The organism is Streptomyces sp. 147326 (assembly GCF_045000215.1).
Classification (GTDB): Bacteria; Actinomycetota; Actinomycetes; order Streptomycetales; family Streptomycetaceae; genus Streptomyces.
The window spans coordinates 4,061,216-4,086,999 of sequence record NZ_CP134201.1 but is presented as its reverse complement, the minus strand read 5'-3'; the positions used below and the strand labels follow the sequence as shown (position 1 = coordinate 4,086,999).

General features: G+C 69.8%; 29 protein-coding genes and 1 tRNA gene. 10 read left to right on the top strand and 20 right to left on the bottom strand.

The annotated features are described in order from the left end of the window. The first annotated feature begins 105 nt into the window (after window positions 1–105). From RIU97_RS18300 to RIU97_RS18290, 3 genes are all read left to right on the top strand, one after another. Window positions 106–1,704, top strand: coding sequence for an alpha/beta hydrolase (locus RIU97_RS18300; RefSeq protein WP_404958072.1), 1,599 nt, complete (start codon window positions 106–108; stop codon window positions 1,702–1,704). A 73-nt stretch (window positions 1,705–1,777) separates the two neighbouring features. Further along, window positions 1,778–2,218, top strand: a complete 441-nt coding sequence (locus RIU97_RS18295) for a hypothetical protein (RefSeq protein WP_404958070.1) — start codon at window positions 1,778–1,780, stop codon at window positions 2,216–2,218. A 128-nt stretch (window positions 2,219–2,346) separates the two neighbouring features. Then, window positions 2,347–2,601 carry a hypothetical protein gene (locus RIU97_RS18290; RefSeq protein WP_404958068.1) on the top strand — a complete coding sequence of 85 codons (255 nt, stop codon included), beginning with the start codon at window positions 2,347–2,349 and terminating at the stop codon, window positions 2,599–2,601. 74 nt (window positions 2,602–2,675) lie between these two features. Here RIU97_RS18290 and RIU97_RS18285 read toward each other — a convergent pair whose 3' ends face one another. Then, complete coding sequence (locus RIU97_RS18285) at window positions 2,676–4,184, bottom strand: MFS transporter (RefSeq protein ID WP_404958066.1); 1,509 nt, start codon at window positions 4,182–4,184, stop codon at window positions 2,676–2,678. A gap of 185 nt (window positions 4,185–4,369) precedes the next feature. On the opposite strand from RIU97_RS18285, the gene RIU97_RS18280 reads away from it, so the two are divergent. After that, window positions 4,370–4,443 (top strand) — tRNA-Thr (locus tag RIU97_RS18280). Window positions 4,444–4,491: 48 nt separating this feature from the next. Here the strand turns inward: RIU97_RS18280 and RIU97_RS18275 are convergent. The 15 genes from RIU97_RS18275 to RIU97_RS18205 form a co-directional block, all read right to left on the bottom strand. Then, the gene (locus tag RIU97_RS18275) at window positions 4,492–5,877 is read right to left on the bottom strand and encodes a tyrosine-type recombinase/integrase (protein WP_404958064.1); all 1,386 of its coding nucleotides are present in this window, start codon (window positions 5,875–5,877) and stop codon (window positions 4,492–4,494) included. 63 nt (window positions 5,878–5,940) lie between these two features. Further along, window positions 5,941–6,141, bottom strand: a complete 201-nt coding sequence (locus RIU97_RS18270; RefSeq protein ID WP_266996227.1) for a helix-turn-helix domain-containing protein — start codon at window positions 6,139–6,141, stop codon at window positions 5,941–5,943. 503 nt (window positions 6,142–6,644) lie between these two features. Continuing rightward, a complete protein-coding gene (locus RIU97_RS18265) occupies window positions 6,645–8,120 on the bottom strand; it encodes an ATP-binding protein (RefSeq protein WP_404958061.1) in 1,476 nt (491 codons plus the stop codon). A gap of 2 nt (window positions 8,121–8,122) precedes the next feature. Continuing rightward, on the bottom strand, window positions 8,123–9,007 hold the full coding sequence (locus RIU97_RS18260; protein ID WP_404958059.1) for a DNA primase: 885 nt from the start codon (window positions 9,005–9,007) through the stop codon (window positions 8,123–8,125). 106 nt (window positions 9,008–9,113) lie between these two features. Further along, the gene (locus tag RIU97_RS18255) at window positions 9,114–9,302 is read right to left on the bottom strand and encodes a hypothetical protein (RefSeq protein WP_030742441.1); all 189 of its coding nucleotides are present in this window, start codon (window positions 9,300–9,302) and stop codon (window positions 9,114–9,116) included. A gap of 159 nt (window positions 9,303–9,461) precedes the next feature. Continuing rightward, window positions 9,462–9,704, bottom strand: a complete 243-nt coding sequence (locus RIU97_RS18250) for a hypothetical protein (RefSeq protein WP_404958057.1) — start codon at window positions 9,702–9,704, stop codon at window positions 9,462–9,464. Between the two features lie 150 nt (window positions 9,705–9,854). Beyond that, on the bottom strand, window positions 9,855–11,921 hold the full coding sequence (locus RIU97_RS18245; RefSeq protein WP_404958055.1) for an FtsK/SpoIIIE domain-containing protein: 2,067 nt from the start codon (window positions 11,919–11,921) through the stop codon (window positions 9,855–9,857). Between the two features lie 93 nt (window positions 11,922–12,014). Next, on the bottom strand, window positions 12,015–12,248 hold the full coding sequence (locus RIU97_RS18240; RefSeq protein WP_404958053.1) for a DUF6257 family protein: 234 nt from the start codon (window positions 12,246–12,248) through the stop codon (window positions 12,015–12,017). Window positions 12,249–12,324: 76 nt separating this feature from the next. Beyond that, the gene (locus RIU97_RS18235) at window positions 12,325–12,495 is read right to left on the bottom strand and encodes a hypothetical protein (RefSeq protein WP_404958051.1); all 171 of its coding nucleotides are present in this window, start codon (window positions 12,493–12,495) and stop codon (window positions 12,325–12,327) included. 32 nt (window positions 12,496–12,527) lie between these two features. Then, complete coding sequence (locus RIU97_RS18230; protein ID WP_404958049.1) at window positions 12,528–12,905, bottom strand: DUF6251 family protein; 378 nt, start codon at window positions 12,903–12,905, stop codon at window positions 12,528–12,530. A 12-nt stretch (window positions 12,906–12,917) separates the two neighbouring features. Beyond that, window positions 12,918–13,277, bottom strand: coding sequence for an RRQRL motif-containing zinc-binding protein (locus RIU97_RS18225; RefSeq protein WP_404958046.1), 360 nt, complete (start codon window positions 13,275–13,277; stop codon window positions 12,918–12,920). Beyond that, complete coding sequence (locus tag RIU97_RS18220) at window positions 13,274–14,122, bottom strand: DUF2637 domain-containing protein (protein WP_404958044.1); 849 nt, start codon at window positions 14,120–14,122, stop codon at window positions 13,274–13,276. The genes RIU97_RS18225 and RIU97_RS18220 overlap by 4 nt, the downstream gene beginning before the upstream one ends. Next, the gene (locus RIU97_RS18215) at window positions 14,119–14,259 is read right to left on the bottom strand and encodes a hypothetical protein (RefSeq protein ID WP_404958042.1); all 141 of its coding nucleotides are present in this window, start codon (window positions 14,257–14,259) and stop codon (window positions 14,119–14,121) included. The genes RIU97_RS18220 and RIU97_RS18215 overlap by 4 nt, the downstream gene beginning before the upstream one ends. Further along, window positions 14,256–14,582: a DUF6303 family protein gene (locus tag RIU97_RS18210; protein WP_404958040.1), complete on the bottom strand. Its 327-nt coding sequence runs from the start codon at window positions 14,580–14,582 to the stop codon at window positions 14,256–14,258. Before RIU97_RS18210 ends, RIU97_RS18215 begins: the two co-directional genes overlap by 4 nt. Next, window positions 14,579–14,848: a DUF6284 family protein gene (locus RIU97_RS18205; RefSeq protein ID WP_404958038.1), complete on the bottom strand. Its 270-nt coding sequence runs from the start codon at window positions 14,846–14,848 to the stop codon at window positions 14,579–14,581. The genes RIU97_RS18210 and RIU97_RS18205 overlap by 4 nt, the downstream gene beginning before the upstream one ends. A 394-nt stretch (window positions 14,849–15,242) precedes the next feature. Between RIU97_RS18205 and RIU97_RS18200 the strand changes: the two genes are divergently transcribed. Together RIU97_RS18200 and RIU97_RS18195 are read left to right on the top strand one after the other, a co-directional pair. Next, window positions 15,243–16,031: a GntR family transcriptional regulator gene (locus tag RIU97_RS18200; RefSeq protein ID WP_404958036.1), complete on the top strand. Its 789-nt coding sequence runs from the start codon at window positions 15,243–15,245 to the stop codon at window positions 16,029–16,031. Beyond that, entirely contained in the window at window positions 16,028–16,681 is a 654-nt protein-coding gene (locus RIU97_RS18195; protein ID WP_404958034.1) for a YdcF family protein, read from the top strand. Before RIU97_RS18200 ends, RIU97_RS18195 begins: the two co-directional genes overlap by 4 nt. 1,752 nt (window positions 16,682–18,433) lie before the next feature. Here the strand turns inward: RIU97_RS18195 and RIU97_RS18190 are convergent. From RIU97_RS18190 to RIU97_RS18175, 4 genes are all read right to left on the bottom strand, one after another. Continuing rightward, window positions 18,434–18,664 (bottom strand): hypothetical protein, encoded by a 231-nt coding sequence (locus tag RIU97_RS18190; protein WP_404958032.1) that lies wholly within the window; start codon window positions 18,662–18,664, stop codon window positions 18,434–18,436. Window positions 18,665–18,671: 7 nt separating this feature from the next. Next, the gene (locus tag RIU97_RS18185; RefSeq protein ID WP_404958030.1) at window positions 18,672–19,136 is read right to left on the bottom strand and encodes a hypothetical protein; all 465 of its coding nucleotides are present in this window, start codon (window positions 19,134–19,136) and stop codon (window positions 18,672–18,674) included. 239 nt (window positions 19,137–19,375) lie between these two features. Then, entirely contained in the window at window positions 19,376–20,188 is an 813-nt protein-coding gene (locus RIU97_RS18180) for a hypothetical protein (protein WP_404958028.1), read from the bottom strand. A gap of 31 nt (window positions 20,189–20,219) precedes the next feature. Beyond that, a complete protein-coding gene (locus RIU97_RS18175; protein WP_404958026.1) occupies window positions 20,220–21,857 on the bottom strand; it encodes a PQQ-binding-like beta-propeller repeat protein in 1,638 nt (545 codons plus the stop codon). Window positions 21,858–21,999: 142 nt separating this feature from the next. Here RIU97_RS18175 and RIU97_RS18170 point away from each other — a divergent pair, with 142 nt between their 5' ends. The 4 genes from RIU97_RS18170 (at window position 22,000) to RIU97_RS18155 (ending at window position 25,768) form a co-directional block, all read left to right on the top strand. Continuing rightward, window positions 22,000–23,241: a serine hydrolase domain-containing protein gene (locus RIU97_RS18170; protein ID WP_404958024.1), complete on the top strand. Its 1,242-nt coding sequence runs from the start codon at window positions 22,000–22,002 to the stop codon at window positions 23,239–23,241. A 94-nt stretch (window positions 23,242–23,335) separates the two neighbouring features. Continuing rightward, window positions 23,336–23,839, top strand: a complete 504-nt coding sequence (locus RIU97_RS18165; protein WP_404958023.1) for a GNAT family N-acetyltransferase — start codon at window positions 23,336–23,338, stop codon at window positions 23,837–23,839. 77 nt (window positions 23,840–23,916) lie between these two features. Next, window positions 23,917–24,435: a SigE family RNA polymerase sigma factor gene (locus tag RIU97_RS18160; protein WP_404958021.1), complete on the top strand. Its 519-nt coding sequence runs from the start codon at window positions 23,917–23,919 to the stop codon at window positions 24,433–24,435. 73 nt (window positions 24,436–24,508) lie between these two features. Further along, window positions 24,509–25,768: a hypothetical protein gene (locus RIU97_RS18155; protein ID WP_404958019.1), complete on the top strand. Its 1,260-nt coding sequence runs from the start codon at window positions 24,509–24,511 to the stop codon at window positions 25,766–25,768. The last annotated feature ends 16 nt before the right edge of the window (window positions 25,769–25,784 follow it).

Below are 25,784 nucleotides of genomic sequence, written 5' to 3'. Positions count from 1 at the left end.
GGACGGGCCCGGTCCGTGCCCCGCCCGGCGCGGGCCACGGAAGGCCCGCGGCCGTCCGCCGTAGAAGAGCCTCCCGGCCCCCTCCGGCAGCCGTACGCTCCGGGGATGGACACCAGTCGCCTGCTGCGTACGACCGGGACCGTGATCGCAGCCGCCGGGCTGCTGCTCTCCGGGTGCACCTCGGGCGGTCTGGACGCCCCCCGCGCCGCCGCGGGCGGATCCGACGCCCCGCGCGCCGCCGAGTCCTCCGGGTCCGCGTCCGGCAAGCCGTCGGCCCGCCTGTCACCCGACGCCGCCGCGCTGCGCCCGTACTACGAGCAGAAGCTGACCTGGCGCGACTGCGGTGTCCCCGGATTCCAGTGCTCCACCATGAAGGCCCCCCTGGACTACGCGAACCCCGGCTCCGGCCAGGACGTCGACATCGCGGTGGCGCGCCGTGTGGCCACCGGTCCCGGCAAGCGGCTCGGCTCGCTCGTGGTCAACCCGGGCGGCCCGGGCGGCTCCGGCATCGGCTACCTGCAGGCGTACGCGGGCATCGGCTACCCCGCGCCGGTCCGCGCCCGGTACGACATGGTCTCCTTCGACCCGCGCGGGGTGGACCGCAGCAGCCCCGTCGAGTGCCTGACCGGCCCGGCCATGGACGCGTACACGCAGGTGGACCAGACGCCGGACGACCCGGCCGAGCGGGCCGAGCTGGTGGCCGCCTTCAAGAAGTTCGCGGTCGGCTGTGAGGAGCGCTCGCAGCGGATCCTGCCGCACGTCTCCACCGTCGACGCCGCCCGCGACATGGACCTGCTGCGCGCCGTGCTCGGCGACAAGAAGCTCACGTACGTCGGGGCCTCGTACGGCACCTTCCTCGGAGCCACGTACGCGGACCTCTTCCCGGACCGGGTCGGCCGGCTGGTCCTGGACGGTGCGATGGACCCCTCCCGGTCCGCGATCGATCTGAACCGGGATCAGACGGCGGGCTTCGAGACGGCCTTCACCTCCTTCGCCGTGGACTGCGCGAAGCAGCCCGACTGCCCGCTCGGCAAGGGCGGCCCGGACGCGGTGGCGGCACGCCTGAAGGACTTCTTCCGCAAGGTCGACGCCCAGCCCGTGCCCACCGGGGAGGCGGACCGCCCGCTGGGCGAGTCCCTCGCCACGACCGGGGTGATCGCGGCGCTGTACGACGAGAGCGCCTGGCCGCAGCTGCGCGAGGCGCTCACGTCGGCGATGAACGGCGACGGATCGGGCCTGCTGAGCCTGGCCGACAGCTACTACGAGCGCGGCGAGGACGGCAAGTACGCCAACCTGATGTTCGCGAACGCCGCCGTCAACTGCCTCGACCAGCCCCCGGCCTTCAAGGACCCGGCAGCGGTCGATGCCGCGCTTCCCTCCTTCGAGAAGGCCTCCCCGGTCTTCGGCGCGGGTCTGGCCTGGGCCTCCCTGAACTGCGCGTACTGGCCGGTGGAGGCCACGGGCACGGCGGAAAAGCTGACCGCGAAGGGCGCCCCGCCGATCGTGGTGGTGGGCACCACGCGGGACCCGGCGACCCCGTACAAGTGGGCGCAGGCGCTGGCCGGCCAGCTCGATTCGGGCACCCTCCTCACCTACGACGGCGACGGCCACACGGCGTACGGGCGCGGCAGCGCCTGCATCGACACCGCGATCAACCGCTACCTGCTGGAGGGCAAGGCGCCGGAGGACGGCAAGAAGTGCTGAGGCCGCCGGCGGGTGAGCCGCCGGCGGGGTGAACGGCTTGCCCTCGGGCGCCTGCGGTTGATGACATGCGGCCATGAGCAGAATGGCGCAGATCATCGTGCTGGCGCGGTACGAGGACGAGGTGATGGAGCCGCTGACCCGGTACGACGAGACGCGCACCTGGCGCGGCCGGTTCGAGCAGATACCCGGCTGGTTCGTCGGCGGCTGGTACATCGAGTTCTACCGGGAGGGCCAGCGCCGCGGAGTGCTGAAGGACCTGGAGTCGCTGCCCTGGAACAGTCCGGAGTGCGTGCAGGTCATGCTCCACGACGAGGACGACGACTGCTTCGGCCTGTGGATGTTCCGGGACGGGGCGCTGGTGGAGGTGGGAATCCCGGGAACGGGACGGTTCCACGGGCCGCCGCCGTCGTGGCGCACGAGCCCGCATCCGGGCACCCTGGCCCGGACCGACCTGGGCCGCACCGAGCTGGAGCACTCGCCCGAGCACGTGCAGGACCCGCGGATGTCCTGGTAGCAGGGTGTCGAAACGATACTGCTGCGGGCATTGGAGTGAACTGCCGTTCCCGTCGCCGCCCCCGGGCGGTTGGACCGGCCGACGCGTACATCGACCAGCGCGTCCTTCCGTACATCCCTAGGGGAGTCATGCGTATTCGCTCTGCTGTCACCGCATCCGTCCTGGCCGCCGGCATCCTGCTGGGCGGGGCCGGCGCCGCCCTGGCCAACGACGGCGTCGACATCGACTACTTCTCCGGCGGTCGCGCGGGCTTCTCGTCGAACTGCTCGACGTTCGCCGCGGTGCCCAGCAACCGCCCGGCGTTCACCGGGCCCGTCTACCACTCGAACTGCATCACGGACGGCGAGAAGGAGTGGGTGAAGGGGCACCACCTGGGCGCCTGACCCGGACGGCTCGCGCCGCGGGGGCGGACCGGCGGTGACGCCGGCCGCCCCCGCGGCGTTCGCGCTCCCGGGGCCTAGTGCGCGGGCCCGGTGGTCCTGAAGGAGCCGGGCACCATCCACACCACGAGCACCAGGACGGTGGCCGTGATGCCGATCGAGACGTACGAGGTCGTGGTCAGGGCGTTGTCGAAGGCATCGCGGGACCGCTCCAGCAGTCCGGTGGCCTCGGCGGCCTGCGCGGCCGGCAGGCTCTCGGCGTACTCCTTCGCCCCGCCGATCGACTCGGCCGCCTGGGCCGGCGCACCGGCCATGTGTGCGGCGTACGCCGCGGCGTGGACGGAACCGAGGAGCGCGACGCCGAGGCCCACGCCGAGCTCGTACGAGGTCTCGGAGACGGCGCCGGCCTGCCCGGCCCGCTCCGCGGGGACCGCCGAGACGAGCACGGCGGCGGCGGTGGTGACGGCGAGGCCGTCGCTGAATCCGAGGGTGACCAGGAAGACGGCGATGTAGGCGTACGAGGTCGGCTGCGGGTCCAGGGCCAGCAGGGTGAACCCGGCCACCAGCCCGGCCAGGCCGATCGCCATGCAGGCCCGTACGCCGATCCGGTGCATCAGCGCCGGCGCGAGGAGCGAGCTGCCGAGCATGGCGAGGGCGGTGGGGAGGGTGCGCAGGCCGGCTTCGAAGGGGGAGTAGCCGTGGACGTACTGGAGCCACAGGGAGACCAGGAAGAGCGCGGCGCCGGCGGCGAGCATGGCCATGAGGGTGACGAGCGCGGCGGCGGTGAAGGGGCGGTTCCGGAAGAGCCGTACGTCGAGGAGCGGATCCGCCAGCCGCAGCTGGCGTCGGGCGAACCAGGCGAGCAGCCCGACCCCGGCCGCCAGGATCAGCAGGTCCGCTGCCGTGGGGCGGCCCTTCGCCACGTGCTTGATGCCCCAGGCGAGGGCGATGATGCCGGCGACGGAGAGCACGGCGCTGAGCACGTCGAGGGCGTGCTCGCCGGCGTCCTTGAACTCGGGCAGCAGCCACAGGCCGGCGACGACCGTCACGACCACCACCGGGACGTTGACCCAGAAGGCGGCGGACCACCCGTACCGCTCGACCAGCAGCCCGCCGACGAGCGGCCCGATCGCGGCGCCGACGCCGGCGACGGCGGCCCAGATCCCGATGGCGAGGGCCCGCTCGTGGGCGTCGGTGAAGATGTTCCGGATCAGCGAGAGCGTGGACGGCATGACCATCGCCCCGCCGACGCCGAGCAGCACCCGCCCGGCGATGAGCTGCGCCGAGGTCCCGGCGGTCGCTGCGACCACGGAGGCCACGCCGAAGAGCACGAAGCCGATGAGGAACAGCTTCCGCCGCCCGAACCGGTCGCCCACGGCGGCGGTGGTGACGAGCAGCCCGCCGAGGACCAGCCCGTAGATGTCGATGATCCACAGCTGCTGCACGGCGCTGGGGTGCAGATCGTCGATGAGGGAGGGGAGCGCGACGTTCAGGATGGTGGCGTCCATTGCGACGAGCAGCAGGCTGGCACACAGCACGGCGAGCATCGCCCAACGCCCGGACGTTCCCGTTACGGCTCCGGCCACGGGACATCTCATCCCTTCGGGACGCACAGCAGAACGATGCACCGAATACGGCGCATCTGCCCCAATATGTGACCTCCGCCTCACCCCCGCAGAACCCGGTTCAGGGCACCCGTCCACACCCTGTAGACTTGGCGCCGCTGCTGATGAGCACCCCTCTCCGAGGGAATACTTGTCTGACCAGCGGTGCCGCCTTAGCTCAGTTGGCCAGAGCAACGCACTCGTAATGCGTAGGTCTCGGGTTCGAATCCCGAAGGCGGCTCTGTAGAAGCCCCAGGACTCACTCGCCGTGACCTGGGGCTTTTGCTATTTACCGGATCTTGCGCCGCCGTCGTGCGCGGGCGGCCCGGGTGTTCTCGGTCTCAGTTGTGGTCTCAGACACGGGATCGGGGCCAGGCATGAAGGCCTCTCCCATCCGGCGCATCGCCTCTCGCGAGAGCTCCGACCGGCCCTTCACGTACCGCCGCGTCTGGCTGATCTGCGTGTGCCGAAGGATCTCCATGATGGTGGGCATGTCGATGCCCAACTCGTTGAGGATCGTTCCCGCCGTGTGACGGCTCCCGTCGTGCTGGCGCCGGTCGCTGATGCCCGATTCGTCGAGCAGCTCCTTGAATTCCGCCCAGTCGGCCCGCGGGTCCAGCGGCCGGCCGTCGAGCCGGGTGAACACGGCGCCACACTCCTCCCACAGCTCTCCGGCGGCCTGGCGCTGCTCGTCCTGCTTCGCCTTGTGGTCCAGGAGGTAGGGCAGGAAGGGCGGAGGGATCGGTACGGGCTGCTGGCTCTTCTTCGTCTTGGGCCGGGTGAAGGCCAGCCCTCCGCCCTTCCGCTCGGGGCAGGTGCTGGCATGCCGGCGGCAGGTCTTGGGGCACGGCTGCGGGCAGCCGCGTTTGTAGCCCCTGTGCGCCGCGCAGTCGGGCGGGCACGGCTCGAACCGGTGGAGCCGTCCGCCACAGGCGTGCGCGTTCTTGCAGCCGTGCCTCCAGGTGAGACGCTGGAGCTGCCAGGCGGGGTGGAACAGCCCCTGCTCCAGGTCGACGTAGGGCCAGCGCAGCCCCAGGGCTTCGCCCTGCCGGAAGCCCATGCCGACGCCGATGGCCCACCGCATGAAGGTGGGCCGCTTCGCGGCGGCCGCGAGGAACGCCTTGGACTCCTCCCGCGAGAACGGGTTCGCCTCCGTCTCGTCGACGGACGGCGGGTCGACGAGCGTGGCGACGTTCTCGTTGATGAGCCTGCGGCGATGGGCGATCTTCAGGGCGCGGGAAAGGATCCGGTGCACCTTGACCACGTGCGACGGTGCGTGCCCCTCCTCCATCATGACCGCGTACATCGCCTCCAAGTGCTCGGGCGCGAGCTTGTCGAGGCGATGCTTGCCGACACCGGGGATGATGTCGTTGCGGGTCTTCGACCAGTAGTCGTCCAGCGACCGCGGCTTCAGCTTCAGGCTCGCGATCGTCGTCAGATACGTGTCCATCCACTGGGCGACGGTCGGCTTCCGCCCTGCCTTCGTGGCCCGGCCCTCGTCGCGCTGCTTCTCCAGCTCGCGGACCTTCCTGGCGACCTCGGTTTCGGTCCTGGCCCGGCGGTGCCGGCGGTCGGGGCCTCCATCGGGCTTCACGCCCATCGTGACGCGGCCGTGCCACCACCCGTCGCTGCCCAGGTAGATGGACGACTCCATGTTCGGCTTACGGGGACTCATGTGCTCCTCCATGTGGAAGGCGGCCCCCGGGGATGTGGGGGGCCGCCTGTGGCTGCGCTGAGATCAGATGGACTGCGGCGGGAGCTGGGCGACGAACGCGTCGATGTCGGCCCGCTTGATCCGACGGGCCCGGCCGAGCTTGATGAAGGGCAGTTCGCCGGAGGCCATCAGCTCGTAGATGGTGGAGCGGCCAAGCCTGAGCAGTACGACGGTGTCCTTCACGGTGCAGAGGACGGGGGAGGAGGACTGGGCGGCGGTAGTCATCGAAGTGCCTCCATGGCGCTGCAGAAGGTAGCGGTGCGGATGAACGGGCTACCGGCCTGAGGGGGCCAACCTGTCCGAGGTTCGGATTTCTGCGTCACCGCGTTGTCTGTGTCATCTACGGGCCTGACCTGCGGTTTTCGGTGACGCGTGGGGTGGTCGTGCGTCACCGGCCTGTGTCACCCGCGTCCCCGGGTGACGGAAGCCGGTGACGCGGGTGACGTGTGGTGACGCAGCCGTTGGCCGTCTGCGTCACCGGTGTAGCCGCAGGTCACGGGCCATTTGGAGCCCGGTGGTGACACGGGTGACGCAACGTCTCTTCTTTTAGGAAAAAGAGAGGGTGGTTTCTGTTGCGAGGGGGGTGCGTCTTCGAGCGTGAAGAGCGGGGCCGCTGCGCGGCGCGTCCCTTGCAGCGGCGGCAAGCCGCCGGAACAGCAAGAGGAGCACGCACCACCGGGGGCGGGTGCTCTTCTTGCTTGTGCCGGTACCGGTAGCGGTGGCGCTGGTTAGAACGCGGCCTGCTGCTGGCCGGGCGTTGGGGCGGCGGGTCGGGTCATTTCGATGTAGCGGGCGGCTTTGCTGCGGCCCCAGTCGACGAGTACGCCGCGCGCGGCGAGGGTGGGCTGGAGCCGCTTGAGACGGTCGGAGAGGACCTTGCCGGTGGTGGGCCACCCCTTGGGTAGGGCCCGGAAGTCGTCTCCGGTGTAGAGCTGGGTGAGGGCGTGAAGCCACTCGGTGGAGGTCATCCGGGCCTCCTCGCCCGCCTCGAGGCCGGCGGCGTGCTTGAGGACGGTCTGGGCGAGGAGGTCGCCTTCGATGACGTCGTCGTTGAGGTCGTCGAGGCTGGCCCGGTACGCGTCCAGCGCGCCGAGCCCGGCCGCCGCGTCGAACTGGGCGCAAAGGTGAGCGAAGTCCGCCATCCGCAGGTCAGTCGGAATGTCAGCTTCGGTGGCCCGCACCTTCACGGTGAGGTCCAGGAGTGAGCCGAGGATGATCGGCAGCACCTGCGCGAACTCCGCCCACAGCTCTGCCTCCGTCCGCCGCACCCGGGGCCGCACCAGCCGCAGAGGCAGAAGCCGTTCGGCGAGGTCGGGGCGGATGACGCCCACGTCGATGCCGGTCAGCAGCAGGGGGCGGCGGTAGCGGGAGCGGACGACGTCGCCGTCGGTGAACAGAGCGCGTTTGATGCTCTCGGCGCCGGTGACGATGCAGCACATGAGATCGGAGAGGTCCGGGGGCAGGTGGGAGAGGTTGTCGAGGGCGGTGACCCATCCGGCGGCGACGGCCGTGATCAGGTTTTCCTCGTCCTTCGGAGCCCTGCGCAGGTCACCGGTCATGCCCTCGATGATCCGCACCAGCATCCGCCCGGCCGTGGACTTACCGGCGCCCTGGGGGCCGGTGAGAAAGGGTGCGGGGACGGGTACAGACGGCTCCAGGCAGCCGATCAGCCACGCCACGGCCAGGCACTCGCTCTCGGCGTTCGCGAAGTTGCACAGCCGCAGCAGAGCGTCGATGCCCTTGCCGTCGGTGCCCTTCTCGGGAAGGGGGAGTTCCCCAGTGAGCTGTGTGCGCCGCCAGCACACCTCGCGGGGGTCGGGGGTGAGGATGTCCCAGCCGGTGGGGTGGATACGGATCGACTGGCCGTCGTCGCGGCCCAGGTCGAGCCACGTCGCGCCGTCGAATCCCGGGGCGACCCGGATGTGGGTGGCCTGTACGTCCTGGCTGAGCGCGAGTGCTTCGATCAAGTCCAACGCCTCCTTGAGCGCGCTGCCGTTGAATACGCCGAGCCCGTCGTTGAAGAGCCCGACCATGAGTTCCTGACGGTGGCTGCCGGTCGTGCCCTGGGAGCGGATCGGGCGGGCGACGGGGTGGCCGTTCTTCTGCGCGTACACGGTGCCTTCGGTGGTGCGGAAGTACCGGAAATGCTGCTGCGCGTAGTCGGTGATGATCTGCCGGGCCGGGTTCCTCTCGTCCTCGGGCATCGCTACATCCCCAGCTTGGCGCGGGCGTTGGTCCAGGCGACCTCGCAGTGCCTCAGGGACTCGCCCTTCTCCTGCGCGGCGGTGAACAGCCGGCCGATGTGGTTCTCGGTGAGGCAGCCGCACCAGCCGTGCGCGGACAGCACCGCGAGAAACGTCCGGTACACGGTTTTGTGGATGGTGTCGGGTGCCTCGTTGATGCGCTGCTCCGCCATGGCGATGCCCCGCTCTAGGTAGGCGGGCGAGCGGTGGCGACATTCCCCGCCCCCGGCCAACGGCGCCACGGTGACGGCGCACGACGCAGGCCGGACTGTGGCGGGTTCCTTCACGGCGAGCGCGCGCACAACGTCGGGCAGGAGCTGCATCCTGCCGGTCCCAGGGCCGAGCCAGCGGGCGTAGGACATCAGGGACTTGATGTCCACGCCGGGTCGCACGCCGTTGGGGGAGGCCATGCTGCCGAGGTAGATCCAGTGCTCCCCGCGCGTCGTCGCCACGGTCTTGGTCGGCGGAAGCGTCTGGCGGGCCCAGGCGACGGCGGCGGCGTTGTCGAGGTCCACGACCGTGAACCCGCCCCCGCCGGGGTGGTACGCGACTGCTGCGGCCTGCTGCCAGGCCCGGGCCCACGCCGGGGAGGTCAGGACCGCGGGGTCGGTCGTGGCGGCGGCCCAGGCATGGCAGGGGGCGGGGCACTGGCAGGGCCCGGCGCCCTTCATGTGCGGGCGGTCGCCGCACGCGGAGTTCTTACAGGCCGGGCAGTTCCCGAACGGGAGCTTCCCCTCCCGTAGCGGCAGCGCGGGCAGCCCGAGTTCGGCGAGCCAGAGCGCGGTGCGGAGGTGGGCGGGTAAGGCCGGGCGGGCGGGGTCTCGCGGGAAGTCGGTCGGGTGGGTCATGCTGGTCTCTCCAGTTCTTGTGTGTGCTGGATGAGGGCGGCCCCGGACTTTCGCGAGACGGGGGCCGCCCTTTGCCTTGCGTGTGGAGCGAGCGGGTCAGTGGTCCCTAGAGGTTGGGGATGGCGTGGACGATGGCGTTGGCCATCTCGTTGATGGGGCCGGCGGCGCCGGTCGAGGCGAGGAAGAACCCGAATCCGGCGGCGACGAACGCGCTGCCCGCGCTGAGGCTGTGGGAGCGGAGGAGGAAGTACAGGACGAGTCCGAAGAGCGCGACGAGCGAGACGGTGATGGCCATGCCGGAATCTCCTTTGACGTGCACGGGGAAGGTTGCGAGGCTGCGCGTACTTCGGGTGCTGACAAGCTCGGGGTCTTACCGGTGGCCGTGTCCGCCTAGCTCCACCATCGGAGCGGGGTCCGCCTTATGGCGTGCGGCCACCGGCCTTGCTGTCCGGGGTCAGCGGCTGCCGGCGCGGTGGATCTCCCGGCTCTGGTTGTGCAGACGGCGCCCGATCCGCAGGCGCTTGCCCTGGCCGCGGCAGCGGCGGCAGGGCTTGACCCGCTTGACCTTCCCGGCGCGGTTGACGGTGAGCTTGGCGCCGACGCCGTCGCACTTGCGGCAGGTCCCGAACGGGCTGGCCATGCACAACAGGATGTAACCGGCGAGGGTGGCGAGGATGAGGGCGCTAGCGATGAGCATGCGGGTCTACTCCCAGCGTTGGGGCGGTTTCCGGGGCTTTTCGCAGGTGGGCTGCTAGACACTAGATCCCTGATCAGAGGCCTGATGAGGTGCTAGTAGGGCTGCTAGACCTAGCAGCAGCGGGTGCTAGGTCTAGCAGCGGTCCTAGGGTCAGGCGGCGACCCGATCGGCATCACGGCGAGTGATGGCGGCGGTGATGTCGGCGCGCTTGATGCCGCGCCGGTTCTTGCCCTCGCCCTCGTCGTCCTGGCCCCAGACCTGCCCGGGCTTGATGCCCCAGGGCTTCAGCGCGGCGGTGACGTTCTCGCCCTTCCATCCCGCGTAAGCGTCGGGGCGGAGCCCGGTGAGGCGGGCGGCGATCCGCTCGCACCACACCGCGTCCTCGTCGCCGGGGATGGTGGTGAGGACGTCGGTGAGGATGTCGAGTCCGGCGGTGGCTTCGGGCCCCTTGCCGATGGCGTGGCCGGTGACGTTGCCGTACTCGTCGCGCATCTTGCGGGCGCGGGCCACGACCTGTTCGGCGGCGACCGCGTCGACGAACGCGGAGGCGACGATGCGGGGGTCGTCTCCTTCGCCTGCCATCCAGCAGATGCCGCGGTCGGAGCGGGAGAACATCGTGGCCCGGTAGCCCGCCTTGTACATCGAGGTGCCCAGGATCATGTCGTTGGCGGGCTGGCCCATGACCTTGAGCGCGAACCGCAGCACGGCGTTCGCGGAGATGCCGGTGGGGAGGGACTTGGCGTCGGGGCGCTGGGTGCCGAACATGCCGACGATGCCGAGGGCGGGGCCGCGCTTGGTGATGTCGGTGCAGATGTCCTCGATCTCCGCCCCGTACTTCTCGTGCTCGAACGGGAGCTGGCACTCGTCCAGGCCGACGACGATCGGGTGCAGGCCAAGCGTCTTGTCCGACGCGAGCTCGGGGGTCACCTTCGACTCCGGGCACCGGCTGCGGGGCAGGGACTTGATGACCTTCGCCCGGCGGCGCAGTTCGTCCTTCAGCTCTCGCAGGGCCTGGACGACGTACTCGATGTCCTCGTCTTCCTCGCCGGCTCGGTAGCGGTGGCAGACCGGCTCGAGTGCAGAGAAGTCTCCGGTGCCCTTGAAGTCGAACGCGTACAGGGCGGCGCGCGGGTCGAGTGCGGCGATCAGCAGGAGCAGCCGCATCAGGAACGTCTTGCCCATGCGGGGAATCGACCCGACGACGACCGCGGCGAACATGAGGGTCACGGACACGTCCCGCATCCGCTGGTCGTTGCCGAACACGACCGGCTTGAACAAGTCCACCTGCCCGGACTTCAGGAGAGGCCAGGCGGGTTTGGTGGTCTCGTTCATCGGCTTGTCCCCGACCCACAGGATCAGCCGTCCCTCGTGCTCGGTCGGGTCCGGGGCGGGCCAGACGCAACCGACCTTGCGGCGCAGACCGGAGGCCAGGGGCTTGCGGGCCTCCATGATGTCCTCCGGCGTCACCCCGTACGGAAGGTCGAGGTCAGCGCGGTAGCCGGGCCCGTCGCGGACGATCTCCGAGGTGAAGCGGAGCCCGTTCATGTCCCCGCCCTTCTTGATGGCGGCGGAGATCTTCGCGTTGCCGATGCTGTCCAGACCCCGCAGGACGATCGACCCGGTCATCTTCTGCAGCTCGGTCTTCAGCACGGCCGGACCAATCACCGGGGCGTCGGGCTGTTGCCCCGCGAAGCCCAGTAGGAGGACCCCGCCTGCGGCGAACGCGTACAGGAAGGCGGGGGCGAGAACGTAGAGCCACAGGGCGAAGCCGAGGCCGAACACGGCGGCGACGAGGGTGACCAGGCCGCGCAGCCGGATGCGGCCCTGGCGCAGGCGGGCCAGGCGCATGTACTCCTCGACGTCCTCGGTGCGGACGGCGAAGTCCCGCAGCGGGGCCGCTTCCCGGTCCCACACCCACCGGTTGGTGGAGACGATGAACCGGCAGGCACCCCGCGGCGACATCAGGGCCAAACGGCCGGCGTAGACGGGCATCCGCACCCCGTGGAACAGGGCGGCGTAGCCGAGGTTCACGCCGGCGTGGCGGGCGGTGGCGGCGAAGTCCCGCCGGTTGGTCAGCCACCCGGCCAGGACCGGCTTGCGCTTCTCGCTCCGGACCTTCGGGTCGGGCAGGTTCGGGTTGTCGACCATCTTCGGGATCACCGGCTCGAGGTCGTCGTCGGGGACGGCCCGCAGGTGCGTGGTCGGGGAATCGGTCATGCTGTGAACTCCTGCTCTCGCTGACAAGGCGGGTGGGTAGGGCCCCGGAGCGGCGCGGTTTCCTTGGCCGGGACGGCCGCTCCGGGGGCACAGCTACTTGCGGTTCTTGGCCTTCGCCGCGGCCTTGCGGGCGGCCTTCTCGGCCGCAGCAGCGTCGGCGGCCTGCTTGCCTTCGCGTTCGCGGGCGCCGTCGATGATCCGCTCGACCTTGCGCTCCAGGTCACCGAGGTGAACGTTCTCTCCGGCGATCCCGCGCTTGGCCATCCGGGCCGTGTACCAGCCGATCTGCGCGACCTCACGAGCGGTGAACTTCGGGTCCTTCGCCATGGCGTGCAGCTCCTTCCGGGCCGGTCTGTCCGGCTCCCCCTCACCACCCGCCCGGGGCGGGTGGATCGGGCAGCCGTCAGCGACGGCGCGAGAGCAGCAGGATCCGGATGGCGAGTGCGGCCTCAACGGCCAGGAGGGCGGTCCATCCGATGTGGCGGCCGCAGGTCCGCTGGACCCACAGCAGGGCCATTCCGAGGGCGAGGCCGACCAGGGCGATGAGCAGGTAGCGGCTGACGATCGTGAGCATGCGAGAACTCCTCAAGACGGTGAGGGGAGGGGTCAGCCGCGGCGGCGGGCCTTGTGCACGTTCATCGCCGCTACGGCGCCCTGGGGGCTGCCGACCGACTTCACGACGGTGTGGACGCCCCAGCCGAGCATCAGGGCGAGGAAGGCCAGGAACGCGAAGTTCGCGGCGATCGCGGTCAGGGCCGCTACCAGGAGCGGGCCGAAGTACACGCCGGCCGCAACCGCTCCGGCTCCGACGCCGGAGCCGAGTGCGATGCGCTGGACGGTGCGGTCCGGCGGGGCTTGGTGGATGTGCTGGTGGACGACCTGCGGGCCGGCGTATGTGGCGGGCAGGTTCTCGGCGTAGACGTGGGTCCCGTCCGGGAGTTGCACGACGCCGGTCGGTCGGACGGGTTCGGGCAGGTGGTTCACGGTCATCTCCCGTTAGGAGGCTTCGGGGTAGGCGCAGGGGACGCACATGCCGAGCGAGGCCGGGATGACGTATCCGGCATCCGTCCGGCAGGACGGGCAGGTACGGCGGGCCGCGTTCGCCCGGTCCAGGGCCGCCTGTTTGGCAGGGGTCATCGGCCGGACCGGCAGCGCCCGGTCAACGCGGTACAGAAACGCGGCCAACGGGCCACGCCGGAACCGCGGACGCAGCACCTGACCCGCGATGTCCTGACCCCCGGGCCGGAGCCCCAGCGCCCGTAACTGACGGCGTGTGGCCAGCCCGTCCGGGGCCAGGCGCCAGGGGAAAGTGGGTATCCCGTACCGGGCGCCGGTCGGATCGATGCAGAGGGTCATCCGGCCACCGCCCCAGCGGCAGCATTCGCGGCCCGCTCGCCCTTCAAGGCCTCGCGCAGGACGCGGGCCTTGGCCGGGGACGTGCGCAGAGCCTTGCGGATCCGCTCACCAGTCAGGTCCTCGACCGGCCACGCTTCCGTGATGCTTCGAGCCTCGGAGAGAAGCTCTTCCGGCGTGCGGACCGGTCGAGCCGATCGGGCCGACTCCGGGACCCGACCAGTCGCCCGACGCGAACGCGGAGCCTCAGCAGCAGCGACCGGTACCCGGACGGCGATCGGGTCGACTACCTCGAGCACATCGACCGGCACCGGCTCCAGAGCAGGCGGCCGCGTGGCCTCTTCGATCGCTGGTTCTCCCTGCTCAACCATCGACCGATTTACATCGATCTGCACCGATTCCTGCACAGTCGGTTCGATCGGGGGCCGGTGGTGCAGGACCTTGGCGACAAGATCGGAGCCGAAGTAGATCGACCCGACCGGCAGCGACGTCGCCAGCAGCACCAGCGCGTAGTGCGCCCAGTCGCCCGAGGCCAGTCGAGTCCAGCCGATCGACTCGCTGTGCAGCTCCGGCAGCAGGCCATGGACGTAGTTCAGGACGAGCGAGGCGAGTGTGTACGCGGCGAGCACCCGAAGGGCGAACGTGCGGGCCTCGCCGGTCAGGACGAGGGCGGCGACCAGAGCCAGGGCCATTAGGCCGTCGACGACGAACGGGTACAGCGTCGCCGCTGTGCCGTCCGCGCCGATTGCCCGAGCCACGTCCCGCAGCGCGTTCCAGGAGACCCGGAAGGCCATGCCGACCACGGCCACCAGGGCGAGCACCAGGAGGGTTTTGGCGTTGCGGTTCACCGGTCGGCCTCCTCGTCGAGGTCGCCCGGCTCCCAGATCCAGGACTCGCCCATCCAGTCGTCCACCTCGTACTCGGCGGGCGGAGCGGGCGGCGAGGCGGGCCGGGGCAGCCTGAAGAGCTTCCGCAGGATCCTCATACCGCACCGTTTTCCAGCGGCCGGACCTTCACCGCGCCCAGGAGGAGCACCCGTACCGGGTGCGGGTGATAGTCCGGGCCGGTGTGCTCCGTCCACTCCCACTCGGCGTCCTTGACGATCACGAACCCGAGATAGGCCAGAGCCGCCTGGCGCTGGTAGAACGTCGGGATCACGGTGGATGCCGGCCAGGTGAAGGTGGGCCACTCGCTGACCAAACCGGTCATGGCCACGTACAACTGCCAGCACGGGCCGGCCGTCCGCTCCGGGGCCGTGGTACCGCAGCAGCGCAGGGACAACTGCGCTCCGAAGATCTGCTTGCTCATGCCGCATCCCCCGAGGCCGTCGATCCGGCGGTGCGGTTGGCCAGGTCCCGCTGGGCCACCAGGACCCGGTTACGGGCCCGCCGGATCCGCCGGGCGTCGACCTCGGTCGGGATCCGGTCCAGCGTCATAATCTGCGCGTCCAGCAGGTCACGCTCCGCCAGGATCAGCGGCAACTCCTGCTCGATCGCGCCCAGCTCCGCGTCCGACGGCTCCAAGCCGTCGGACCACGGGGTAACGAGTTTCTGAAGTGCAGCGATGGACTTCATGGGTCTTGCTCCTTCGAGAGAGGAACGGGACTCAGCAGCCCCCGGCGTTCCCGCGCCGGGGGCTGCACTGCGTTGCGGGTGAAGCGGAAGAACTCCGGCTCCCCTCGACCCCGCCCGTACGACGCCGAAGCGCCGGACGGGCGGAGGAGGCAACCGGCCGGGCTAAGGCCCGGAAGGTTGAAGATCAAGATTCATGTCCACTGTTGAGTTCTCAAGGCACCACCGCTTCCTTCGAGCCGGAGCTCTCCGGGCGCCGAGAGCAGCCCAAGGAAGGGCCCTCCCCGCCTGCTGTCCTAGGACTGCGGGCGTCTTTGGTTGACTATGGACGCACAGTCCTAGGACTGTCAACAGTCCTAGGACTGTGTTTGACTGGACTCCATCGAGAGGAGTTCGCGTGGCACCGAAGTGGCGAGAGCTGGCCGACAAGCTGGCTGAGCGGATCCGGCGAGGCGATTACGCCCCTGGCCAGCAGCTACCGCATATCCGCGACCTGGTGGACGCGGGTGAGGGTTCGAAGTCCACCGTTCACGCGGCATACAAGGCCCTCGAAGCAGAAGGGCTGGTCACCTCTTCGCGGGGCCATGGGACGGTTGTGCGGGAGCAGGCGCCGCTGAAGCGGCTCGGCATCGCTCGGTACGACAAGGCGAAGTGGCGGGACGGCGACGAGGTCGCGTTCATCGCCGACCGGGTCGCGTCGGGCCGGGCCTACAAGCGCGGCGAGCAGACGCAGAGCGTCAGTCGCGTGCCGGCGCCTCCACTGGTGGCTGCGGCGCACGGGCTTCCTGAGGGCGCCGAAGTGTACGCGCGGGCCAGGCTCGTGAAGGAAGGCGATCAGCCGACGCACACGCTGACCAGCTACTACCGACCCGAGCACGTCGAGGGAACGCGGATCGTTGACCCGAGCCCGGGTCCGGCCGGCCGTGGTGGTGGCTTTCGGGTCCTGTACGACGCCGGGTACGAGATCGACCACATGCGTGAAGAGCTGTTCGCGCGCGTCGCGACCTCCGACGAGGCGGCGCTCCTCCAATTGGCCCCCGGCGAATGGGTGGTTGAACTCCACCGCACCACGTACACGGCGGACGGAACCGTGGTTGAGTTCGCCATCGGCCTGCATGCGGCCACGAGGTTTGCCTGGGCCTACGACTTCCATGTCCCTGACTCGGCGCGAGAGGCGACACCGTGATCACGTCGCAGAACTGGGCTGATGCCGAGCAGCTGTGGGACTTCCAGCAAATGCACCATGAGCTACGGCCTTGCTCGGTGGCCATTGGGCTCGGGAGCCACGACCTGGGGGTCGCCGACGTTGCGGCCGACCTCTACCACCGCGGCATGGCGCCGCTGATCGTGTTCACTGGCGCCACCAGCCGGACGACGCGCGAGCGGATGCCTCGCGGCGAGGCGGAGCACTACCGCGAGCGGGCGCTGGAACTGGGCGTGCCAGCCTTTGTTGTGCTCGTGGAGCCGCACGCGCGGAACACGGGCGAGAACATCCTCCTCTCCCGGTCGCTGCTTGCTGAGCAGGGCGTGCGCGTCGAGTCGGTGCTCCTGGTCAGCAAGCCGTACGAGGAGCGGCGGGCCTACGCGACAGCCCGCAAGCTTTGGTCGGAGGTGGAGATCACCAGCGCGTCCGCGCCTACGACGCTCGCGGAGTATGTGGATTCGATCCAGGATCCCCGGTTGGTTTTCGACATGCTCGTCGGCGCGCAGCAACGGCTGCTGGTATACCCGCAGCTAGGTTTCCTGATCCCCCAAGACGTTCCGCCCGCCGTCTCCGAGGCCTATTCGCGCCTCTGCTCCAGTGGCTTCACCAGTCGTCTTGTCGTGGGACCGTGACCGGTCCTGCGACAGTAACCTCAGCCCAGTCAGCACGTCTCCCACTCGCCGACCTCATGCGTCACTGATGGTGCCTCTTACCGAGGCCTGCGGAGCCGGCTCGTAGGCGACGCGTCATTGATTACGTCCAACATGACGGACGTCCGAGCCCTGCTCAGGTTTGCCACGGCCGCGCCTACACCCACCTCATCCCACAATTCGATGTTCACCTGACGCAAGTTGTCGCCGCGGCCCATCCAGCGTTCCAACCCCGCCTGAATTCCGCCCCTCCCTCCCTAGGCACAATCAACTTGCCGGTCGGCTGAGGACAGTTGTCGGTACGCTCGCTGCCCGCTTTCTGGCCTGCGGCAAATCCTTTCTCGTAGTAATTCTGTCCAGTCGGGGAAGGCGGGGTGGTCTTTTCCCTGCATCTCGCCCGCGCGAACGCCTGGTTGTACTCAAACCAGTAGACCGTTGAATATATGTCTTGGAAGCCATCTGCGTATCTGCCTGCCCCGGGAGGCCTCAATCCGGGGTGGGAATTGGGTGGCCGACACGCCATGCCGTCACGCATGCCTGAGGCTCTTCCAGCGCGCGACCCCATGACGCACCCCTGATAGTAGGGGGAGTTGTTCGCGTTCACCAGGTTGCAAACGCTTGGCATCGACGCGACTTCTGCCTGCTGCGTTGCTGCCGAGGCCTGGGCCGTGAAATTTCCAGAAACTGCCAGGGAAGCGAGGAGGGGTGCACTCAATGCCGCCAGATATCGCCTGTAATGCATTGCATTTCCCCTTTGCGGGCCGTTGTGCTGTTGTGAAAAATCCCGCGACGGTCTGCGGTCATGGTCACCCTGAAGTGCGGGATCGAAGGTCCGCGGGAGTCGAACGCTAGTCCGCACGCGGGGGTGCCCTTACCTGCCCGTAAGGTTCCGAAACTGAGATGCTCAGCTTCAGTCTCTGCCTCTCATTATCGTCATGCAACCTGACTCACCCGTTGCGAAAGGGTACTGCGGCAGAGCCTACGGGCCCGTTGCACTCCATCCATCCTGAGTGAAATTGACGCCTTAACATTTGCGCCGTCAGAATGTCAAAGAGTCGCCGAATCTTGCCCAATGTAAACCCAGCCACTCGGACGTAAAGCATCGGCGGCCGCAACCTCGTGCCAACCGGGGGCGGTTTACGGCGGTGGGGGTCTCGCTATGCTGGGCGTCCTGATGGTCGTCGTGCTGGTGTACTCCTACGCCCGCTAGTCGGCTTGGCCGGCAGAGCCGCAGGGCATGCGGGCATCGACCTTGAAAGAGGCGCTGCTGGCCTCTTCCTGGAGCAGGACGACCTGGTGTACGCGTGCTCCTCTTGTGCCTGACAGGCGTGATCCGGTCTCAGTTGTGGGCTCGATCGCGGCTGGATCCGAGAGTGTGTGCAGGCGGCTGCTTATGTCCGGGACGTGCTCGGAGCAGGGGGTTTGGGTTCGTCGGAGACTGCTGTGGATGCCTGCGGAACGGGATCGGACAACTCGTAATGCGTAGGTCTCGGGTTCGAATCCCGAAGGCGGCTCTGTAGAAGCCCCAGGATTCTCACTCGCCGTGACCTGGGGCTTTTGCTATTTCTTCTCAGCATGAGCCACTCCGCGATGACGACGGACGGGCTCTGCTGAACGCCACGGGGTCGGACCAGCCCCATCTCCTGCTTCAGGACCGTGGGTTCGTCTCGAGCCGCGCTCGCTCCGGAATCGGATCCGCTCGGAGCACGGGCTTCGCCCGACGATCAGTGGGCCTTACCTGAGAGCGGTGTGCTTCCGCGTCATGTGGGACTGCCATGCCCAGCGGGCGAGCCCGCCGACGGCCAGGGAGGCGATGATGGCGCCCCAGTCGACGACGTGGGGGAGGCCGGGGAAGAAGACGAAGAAGGCGAAGGACACGGCGACGCCGATGAGGAAGGCGGCGATGCCGGCGCGTCGGCGCTTGGCTTCCCAGGCGGGGTCCTCGGAGGTGGGCTGGGTGGTCATGTGCGGCTCACTTCGTGATGTGGTGGCACTGGCTGACCCGGCGCACGCCGTTGATGTTGAGGTGTGCGCATGCCTTGCCGTAGCGGGGAAGTGTTTGGGGCTTGTTGTCGCGCATCGGGTGGATCTCGCACTCGGTGTGCGTCTTGCCGGGGGAGGTGCGGTAGATCTTGTTGTTGGTGTCCGCGTAGGTGAAGTCGATGCGCCAGTTGCAGAAGCCTGCGTTGAGGGCTCCGACGAAACCGCAGTCGACACCGGCGTTCTGGTAGGTGATCTTCCTGCCGTCGCCGCGGATGACGTGGGTGAACATGCAGCCTGTCGGAACGGTCATGGTGACTCCGCCGACTTGGTAGTCGAAGCCGGCGACAGGTGTTGAGCCGATGGCGCCGGCGTGCGCCTCGGCGGGAGGTAAGACGGCCAGCATGGCCGTCGTGGCGAGAACGGCAAGGATCCGGGTCGTGAGGAGCGTGCCCATCCGTGTCCCCTTCTGGAGGAGTGTGTCTGTGGATGGGAACTCCTGCCGTCGGCTCGGGGTTCTGGCCCAGGAGACGGTCCACTGCGAAGAGTGATCAACGGATATGCGTGCTGACTACCCGTAACCGTGGCCCCCGAAAGTTGATCTAAGGCGGTGACGAAGGGGTCGTCACCGCACGGAGGCGACGCCTCGCCTCCGTCGACGGCGAGTGATGGTCCTGGTCTGCCCGCCGGCCTGGGTCATGGGGTGGGCGTGGGGGTGGTGGAGGTGGGGGTGAGGCGGACCGTGCTCAGGATGCGCATGATCAGGGAGTCGGGGACGGCGCCGGGGACGGCGGTGCGGCCGTAGAAGTCCCAGGCCACGAAGGCGCCCTCGGCGTTCTTGAAGCCGAAGGCGATCGCCTGGCCGTCGCCGGCGCAGCGGTTGGGTTGTGCGGCGCCCTGGGAGCGGGCTTTGACGTAGGTGCCCTTGAGGCCGGACTTCGTCGTGTACTCCACGGGCTTGTCCCACTTCACGACGCTCTTGTCCGGCTGGGTGTAGGCGGCGTAGACCCAGGTCGGGGCGTTCTTCTCGGCGACCTCGGTGGTGTCCTTGGCGCCTTCGGCCCCCTTGGTGCCGACGCTGCCGAGCGGGAAGTCGGAGACCGTGCCGTCGCCGTTGGCGTCGATGCTGCACCACTCGGACTTGTAGAAGGCGGGCGCCGTGTGTCCGATGAGGATCTTGTCCGGGTCCTTGTCGTCCGCGTGGCCGCTGAAGACGTCGGGCGAGAGGACCTCCCAGTCCGCCGGGACGTCGAACGCGGTGCCGTGCTTGGGGTTGACCACCGTCTTCCAGCCCGCGATGAGCGGCTTGGAGGGGTCCGGGGGGCCCTCCGGCTCGTCCCTGGCCATGATGACGGCGGTCACGACGGCGGTGGCCGCCACGGCGGCCAGTGCCGTGAGCGCCGTCATGAGCCTGCCGGTGGGCTTGCGCCGGGGCTCCGGGGGCTGTTGGAGGGGCGGCGGCTGGTACAGGGCGCCGGGCTGGTTCGGCTGTTGGTACGGGTTCTGCACGTGCCCCTCCTGGGGTGCGGGACTGCGGACGCTACTTGCCGAACGAGAGGACGGCGCGGCTCTTCTTCTTGGGCTCCGGGCCGTAGACCCGGCCGTTCAGCAGGAACAGCCGTCCGCCAGCCCAGCTGATGCGGACGCCGTGGGAGTAGAAGACGCTCGCGGCTCCGGCGGACACGGCCGGGCTCTGCAGGACGGGCTGCGAGGAGCCGTCCGCCGGTGCCAGCGAGACGACGGAGCCCGCCGCGCCGCTGCCGGGGGAGACGTACGCGAGGACCCTGCCCTCCTCGATCGCCAGCGGCCACATGGTGCGGCCCTTGGGCTGCTCCGCGGTGCGCCACCGCTCCTTGCCGGTGTTCAGGTCGACGGCGACGACCATGTTGGTGTCCTCGGTGTCGAGGGTGGTGGCGGGCTTGCCCGCGCCGATGTAGAGGGTGTCGGCGTCGGCCACGGCGGCGTAGCACTCCTGGAACCCGCTCGCGTTGCCGAAGCCGTTGCACCGGCCGCTGACCCCGAACCCGGCGGCGCTCTGCGAGCGGACCTTGCCGTCGGCCGCGAACGCCGTGATATTCCAGGTCTTGCGGTCCTCGTGGTGAGCGGCCACCACCAGCGGGTCCACGGAGAGCACCCGGCCGACGGTCCAGCCCTTGTCGTACTTGTAGCTCCACTTGGGCGTGCTCGTGGCCGGATCCAGCTCCTCGACCATCGACTGCCCGCGCGCGCCGGCGTCGCTCCGGTCGAAGCAGTTGCGGATGCCGATCAGCCGGGATCCCCCGGCGAACGCGGACGGGGTGCAGCCGTCCGTCTTCGACGTGCCGAAGAGCTTCCTGCCGTCGGTGACCGAGAAGCCGCTCATGACCGCCGACCGGGCCACGGCCACGGTGTCACCACTGACCGCCATCTCGAACTGCAGTGAGGTGTCGTACGCGTTCTCCGCCGGCACCGGTACCTTCCATCCGGCCTTGCCGGTGGCGAGGTCGATCTGCTGGAGGTGCGTGCAGTGCGAGGTGTCCGAGGCGCTCTCCTTCACCGCGACGACCAGCTTGCCGTCCGCGGTCGGGGCCGGCGGAACCCCGCACAGCGGGGTCGGCAGCGGGAGCTTCCACCGGTCCTGGCCGTCGGCCGCCGCGTAGGCGTTGAGCTCGGTGGCGATCGCCTTGACCACCACGTCGCCCACCCGCCACGGGCCGTACTGGGAGGTCCCCGAGCCGGCGAGCTCGACCTGGTTGTCGCGCAGCCAGACCCGGGCCTCACCGGGCCGGATGCCGGCGTTGGGGTCGTAGGTGTCGGGGCCGACGCCGGGGCCCTTGCCGTCGCCCTTGTCGATCGAGGGCGAGGACGAGGGCTGGGCCCGCGACGGCTCGCCGCGGCCGCCGCCGACCGCGAGGTACACGCCGCCACCGACGGTGAGCAGCACGGCCACGGCCAGTGCAGTCAGGACGACCGACCGGCCCTTGAACCGGCCGCCGCGGCCCCCGCCCCCCGCGGGGCCGCCGGGCGCCGGGACCGGTCGTGGCTGTGATTGCGCCGGGGGCTGTGGCTGTGGCTGTGCCTGCGCCGGCGGCCCTGCCTCCGCGGGCGGCCCTGCCTCCGCGGGCGGCTGCGGCCGCGGCTGCGGTTCGAACGGTTCGGGCGGGGGTCCGAAGCCGCCGCGCCACTGCTCATCGCTCATGGGGAGAGTGTGGCCGGTAAAGGACCCTTTCTAGAATAGATTTTTAGACTACTTCCGCATGTCCCTTCGGGTCGCCCGGCCGGGGGCGCAGGGCTACGTTGGATGGTGTGGGCTCCTGTCCTGGCGTGCGAGGAGGCCGGGTATGACTGCATACAGGCGCAGGTCAGCAGCCGTGGCGGCGGCAGCGGTCGGCCTCCTGCTGCTGCCCGTCGCGGCCGGGGCCGGACCGGCGGTGGCATCCGCGCGGGACGCGGCGGCGTCCGCGCCGGCGGCGACGGTCCCGGTTCCGTCTCCCACCCCCGCCTCCGACGGGTTTCCGCAGCTGACGCCCGCCGTGGCCCGGCAGTTGGACGATGCGATCCGGAAGGTCATGACCGAGGCGAAGGTGCCCGGGGTGATCGTGGCCCTGTCGGCGCCCGGCAAGGGCGAGTACGTACGGTCCTTCGGCATCGCCGACAAGGCGACGGGCGCGCCGATGGCCCCCGGCCTGAACATGCGGATCGGCAGCGAGACGAAGACCTTCACCGTGACCGCCCTGCTGGATCTGGTGGACGAGGGCGAGGTCGGGCTGGACGACCCGATCGGCAAGTACGTCGAGGGGGTCCCGAACGGCGACCGGATCACCTTGCGCCAGCTGGCCGAGATGCGGAGCGGACTGTTCAACTACTCCGCGGACGAAAGCTTCTTCAAGGCGCTGACCAGCGATCCCCGGCGGCCCTTCACGCCGCAGGAGCTGCTCGCGTACTCCTTCAAGCACCCGGTCCTCTTCGAACCGGGCGCGAAGTTCGATTACTGCAACACCAACCTGATCCTGCTCGGGCTGGTGGTGGAGAAGGTCAGCGGGATCCCCCTCGCCGACTACATCGACCGGGAGGTCGTCAAACCGGCCGGGCTGAGACACACCCTGTTCCCCACGGGTGCGGAGTTCCCCAGTCCGCACGCCCACGGCTACACGGACCAGACGGCCACCGGCAAGACCGAGGACGCCACCGACTGGAACCCCTCCTGGGGCTGGGCGGCCGGCGCGATGATCTCCGACCTCACCGACCTGCGCAGCTGGGCGAAGACCCTGGCGACCGGAACCCTGCTGACCCCCGCCACCCAGGCCGAGCGGCTGAAGGTGATCGACGCGCTCCCGGGCGCGGGCTACGGCCTGGGCATCTTCAACGTCCAGGGCTGGATCGGGCACAACGGCTCACTGCCCGGCTACCAGTCGCTGACCGTCTACCTGCCGCAGGCGCAGGCCACGCTGGTCGTGCTGCTCAACACGGACATCGCCTACCAGGGCAGCGAGCCGAGCACCCTGTTCGGCCGGGCGATCACCGAGATCGTGACCCCCGGGCACGTCTTCACCCTGCCCGCCCAGCCCGTCACCGGGCACTGAACAGGCCGCCTCGCAACCGCTGGTGCGGATCCGCGCCGCCCGTGCACCATGGTCCCGGCGCGCGAGACACCCTCCAGGGAGATGTGAGACGTACATGAGCGGTCAGGCAGCAGCACAGCAGGACATCCAGCCCCCGCACGGGGAGGGCGCGGTGGCGGTCCGGGCCGCGGGCGAGGCGGACGTCGACACGGCGGCCGCGCTGTTCCGGGGTTACCTCGACTTCTACGAGGTGGACCTCGAAGACCCGGACGGCCCGCGGGCCTTCCTCGCGGAGCGGATCGCGAAGGACGAGTCGCTCGTCCTGCTCGCCGAGGTCCCGGAGCTCGGGACGGTCGGCTTCGCTCAGGTCTACCGCGCCTTCTCGTCCCTCTCCCTCAGTACCGCCTGGGTGCTCAACGACCTCTACGTGGCCCCCGCCGGCCGCCGCACCGGCGCCGGCCGGGCGCTGCTGCGCGAGGTGCTGCGCCGGGCCCGCGAGGCCGGGGTGTCCGGCGTGCAGCTGGAGACCGCGTACGACAACACGGTCGCGCAGGGGCTGTACGAGGCCGAGGGTTTCGTCCGCGAGGAGTTCCACGTGTACTTCCACGACCTGGGATGACCAACTCCGGTCGGGGGATGAAACATTGTCGCGCCGCCGTCGCGTCAATGGGGTGAGACGGACGCGAGGGAGAGCACATGGGGCAGGTTCGCAGAGACGGGTTCCGTGAGTTCGCGGCGGGCCGGTCGGGCCACCTGTACCGGTCGGCATGTCTGCTGGCGAGCGGGGACACCCACCTCGCGGAGGACCTGGTGCAGGAGACTCTGGGCCGGATGTACCTGCGATGGGGGCGGATCTCCCGCATCGACAATCCGGCGGCCTACGCGCAGACGGTGCTGGTACGGGCCTTCCTCACGCACCAGCGCCGGCGGTCGGCGGGGGAGCGCCCGGTCGGGGAGTTTCCCGACTCGGGCGCGCGGTCCGCGGCCGGCGGCGCCGACCCGGAGCTGCGGCTGACACTGCTGCAGGCGCTGGGGCGGCTGGCGCCCAAGGACCGGGCGGTGCTGGTGCTGCGCTACTGGGAGGACCGGAGCGTCGAGGAGACCGCCGACGCGATGAACTCCAGCTCGGCGGCGGTCCGTACGCGGACCTCGCGGGCGCTGGCGCGGCTGCGGGAGCAACTGGGCGGGAGCCTCGCCGCGTTCGCCGATCTCTGAGGGCTCCGGCGGTTCCTCTGCGTTCCCTTCTCTTTCCCCACCCCCACCCTTGAAACGGAAGGTCTGCTTCCCCATGCCCTTCGAAGATGACCTCGGCGTAGCCCTCCGGCGTGCGGGAGACGGTTTCACCGCCGACCGGGACGCCCTGGTGGACGCCGGCGAGCGGCGCGGCCGACGGCTGGTGGCGCGTCGCCGCCAGGCCGCCGCGGCCGGCGGATCCGTGCTGGCCCTGGCCCTGATCGCAACGGCGGGCGCCTACGCCGGCGGCCTGCTCGACGGCACCGGAGGGGCCGGTACGGTCCACGCCGCGGCGCCGCCGACCACGCCCGCCGGGGACGACAAGGGGCCGCTGGCCGGCTCCGGCGTCGTCACCGCGGAGCAGATGATCGCGAACCTGCGGGCGCTCCTGCCCGGCGGGCAGCTGACCGAGCCCGCGGGGCGGGGCTCGGACGACCAGGTGCCGTTGGCCTCCGGCGTGTACGACGACGGAAAGGGAAGGGCGGCCGTCAGCATCGGCCTCAGCCGGGTGGACCCGGACGGCAGCCACGCCCGCGCGACGACCGAGTGCGGGGACAAGAACCTGCAGGAGTACGACTACTGCCGGACCGAGCAGCTGGCGGACGGTTCCAGGCTGCTGGTCTTCAAGGGGTACGAGTACCCGGACCGGCGGGAGGACACCAAGGTCTGGCGGGCCGTGCTCGCGACCCCGCAGGGCTTCCTGGTCGAGCTGTCCGAGTGGAACGCCCCCGCCGAGAAGGGCGCCCCCGTCTCGCGGAGCAACCCGCCGCTGACGACGGACCAGTTGAAGACCGTGGTCACCTCGGCCCTCTGGCAGCCGGCGCTGAACGACCTGCCGGCGCCCGAGCCCGATCCGGAACCCTCGGCCCGGCCGGGGTCGTCGGCCGCCCTGCGGGACCGGGAGGCCGCGGGGGCACTGGAAGACCTGGTGGCCGGGATGGGGATCAAGATCCCGGTCCTCTCCAAGGGCGGGGAGGGCGGACACGGCTACATCGTGTTCGACGACGGCAAGGGCAAGTCCCTGGTCTCGCTGAGCGTCAGCCGGAGCGAGGGCGTCTCGGGCTTCCCCGGCCTCAATCAGCCCCCGCTGCCCGACGGCACCTTGGTGAACGTCGGGCAGGGCCCCGCCGAGAAGGGCAAGGGCGTGATCGAATGGAAGGTGGACACGCTGCGCACGGACGGGCTGCGCGTGGTGGTCGCCGCCTACAACACCGCCAATCAGAGCGGCACGGCCACCCGCGACCAGCCCGCGCTGACGCTGGACCAGCTGAAGGAGATCGCGCTCGCCCCGGGGTGGAACCGGACCCGGAACTAGATCGGAAGAGAGGACC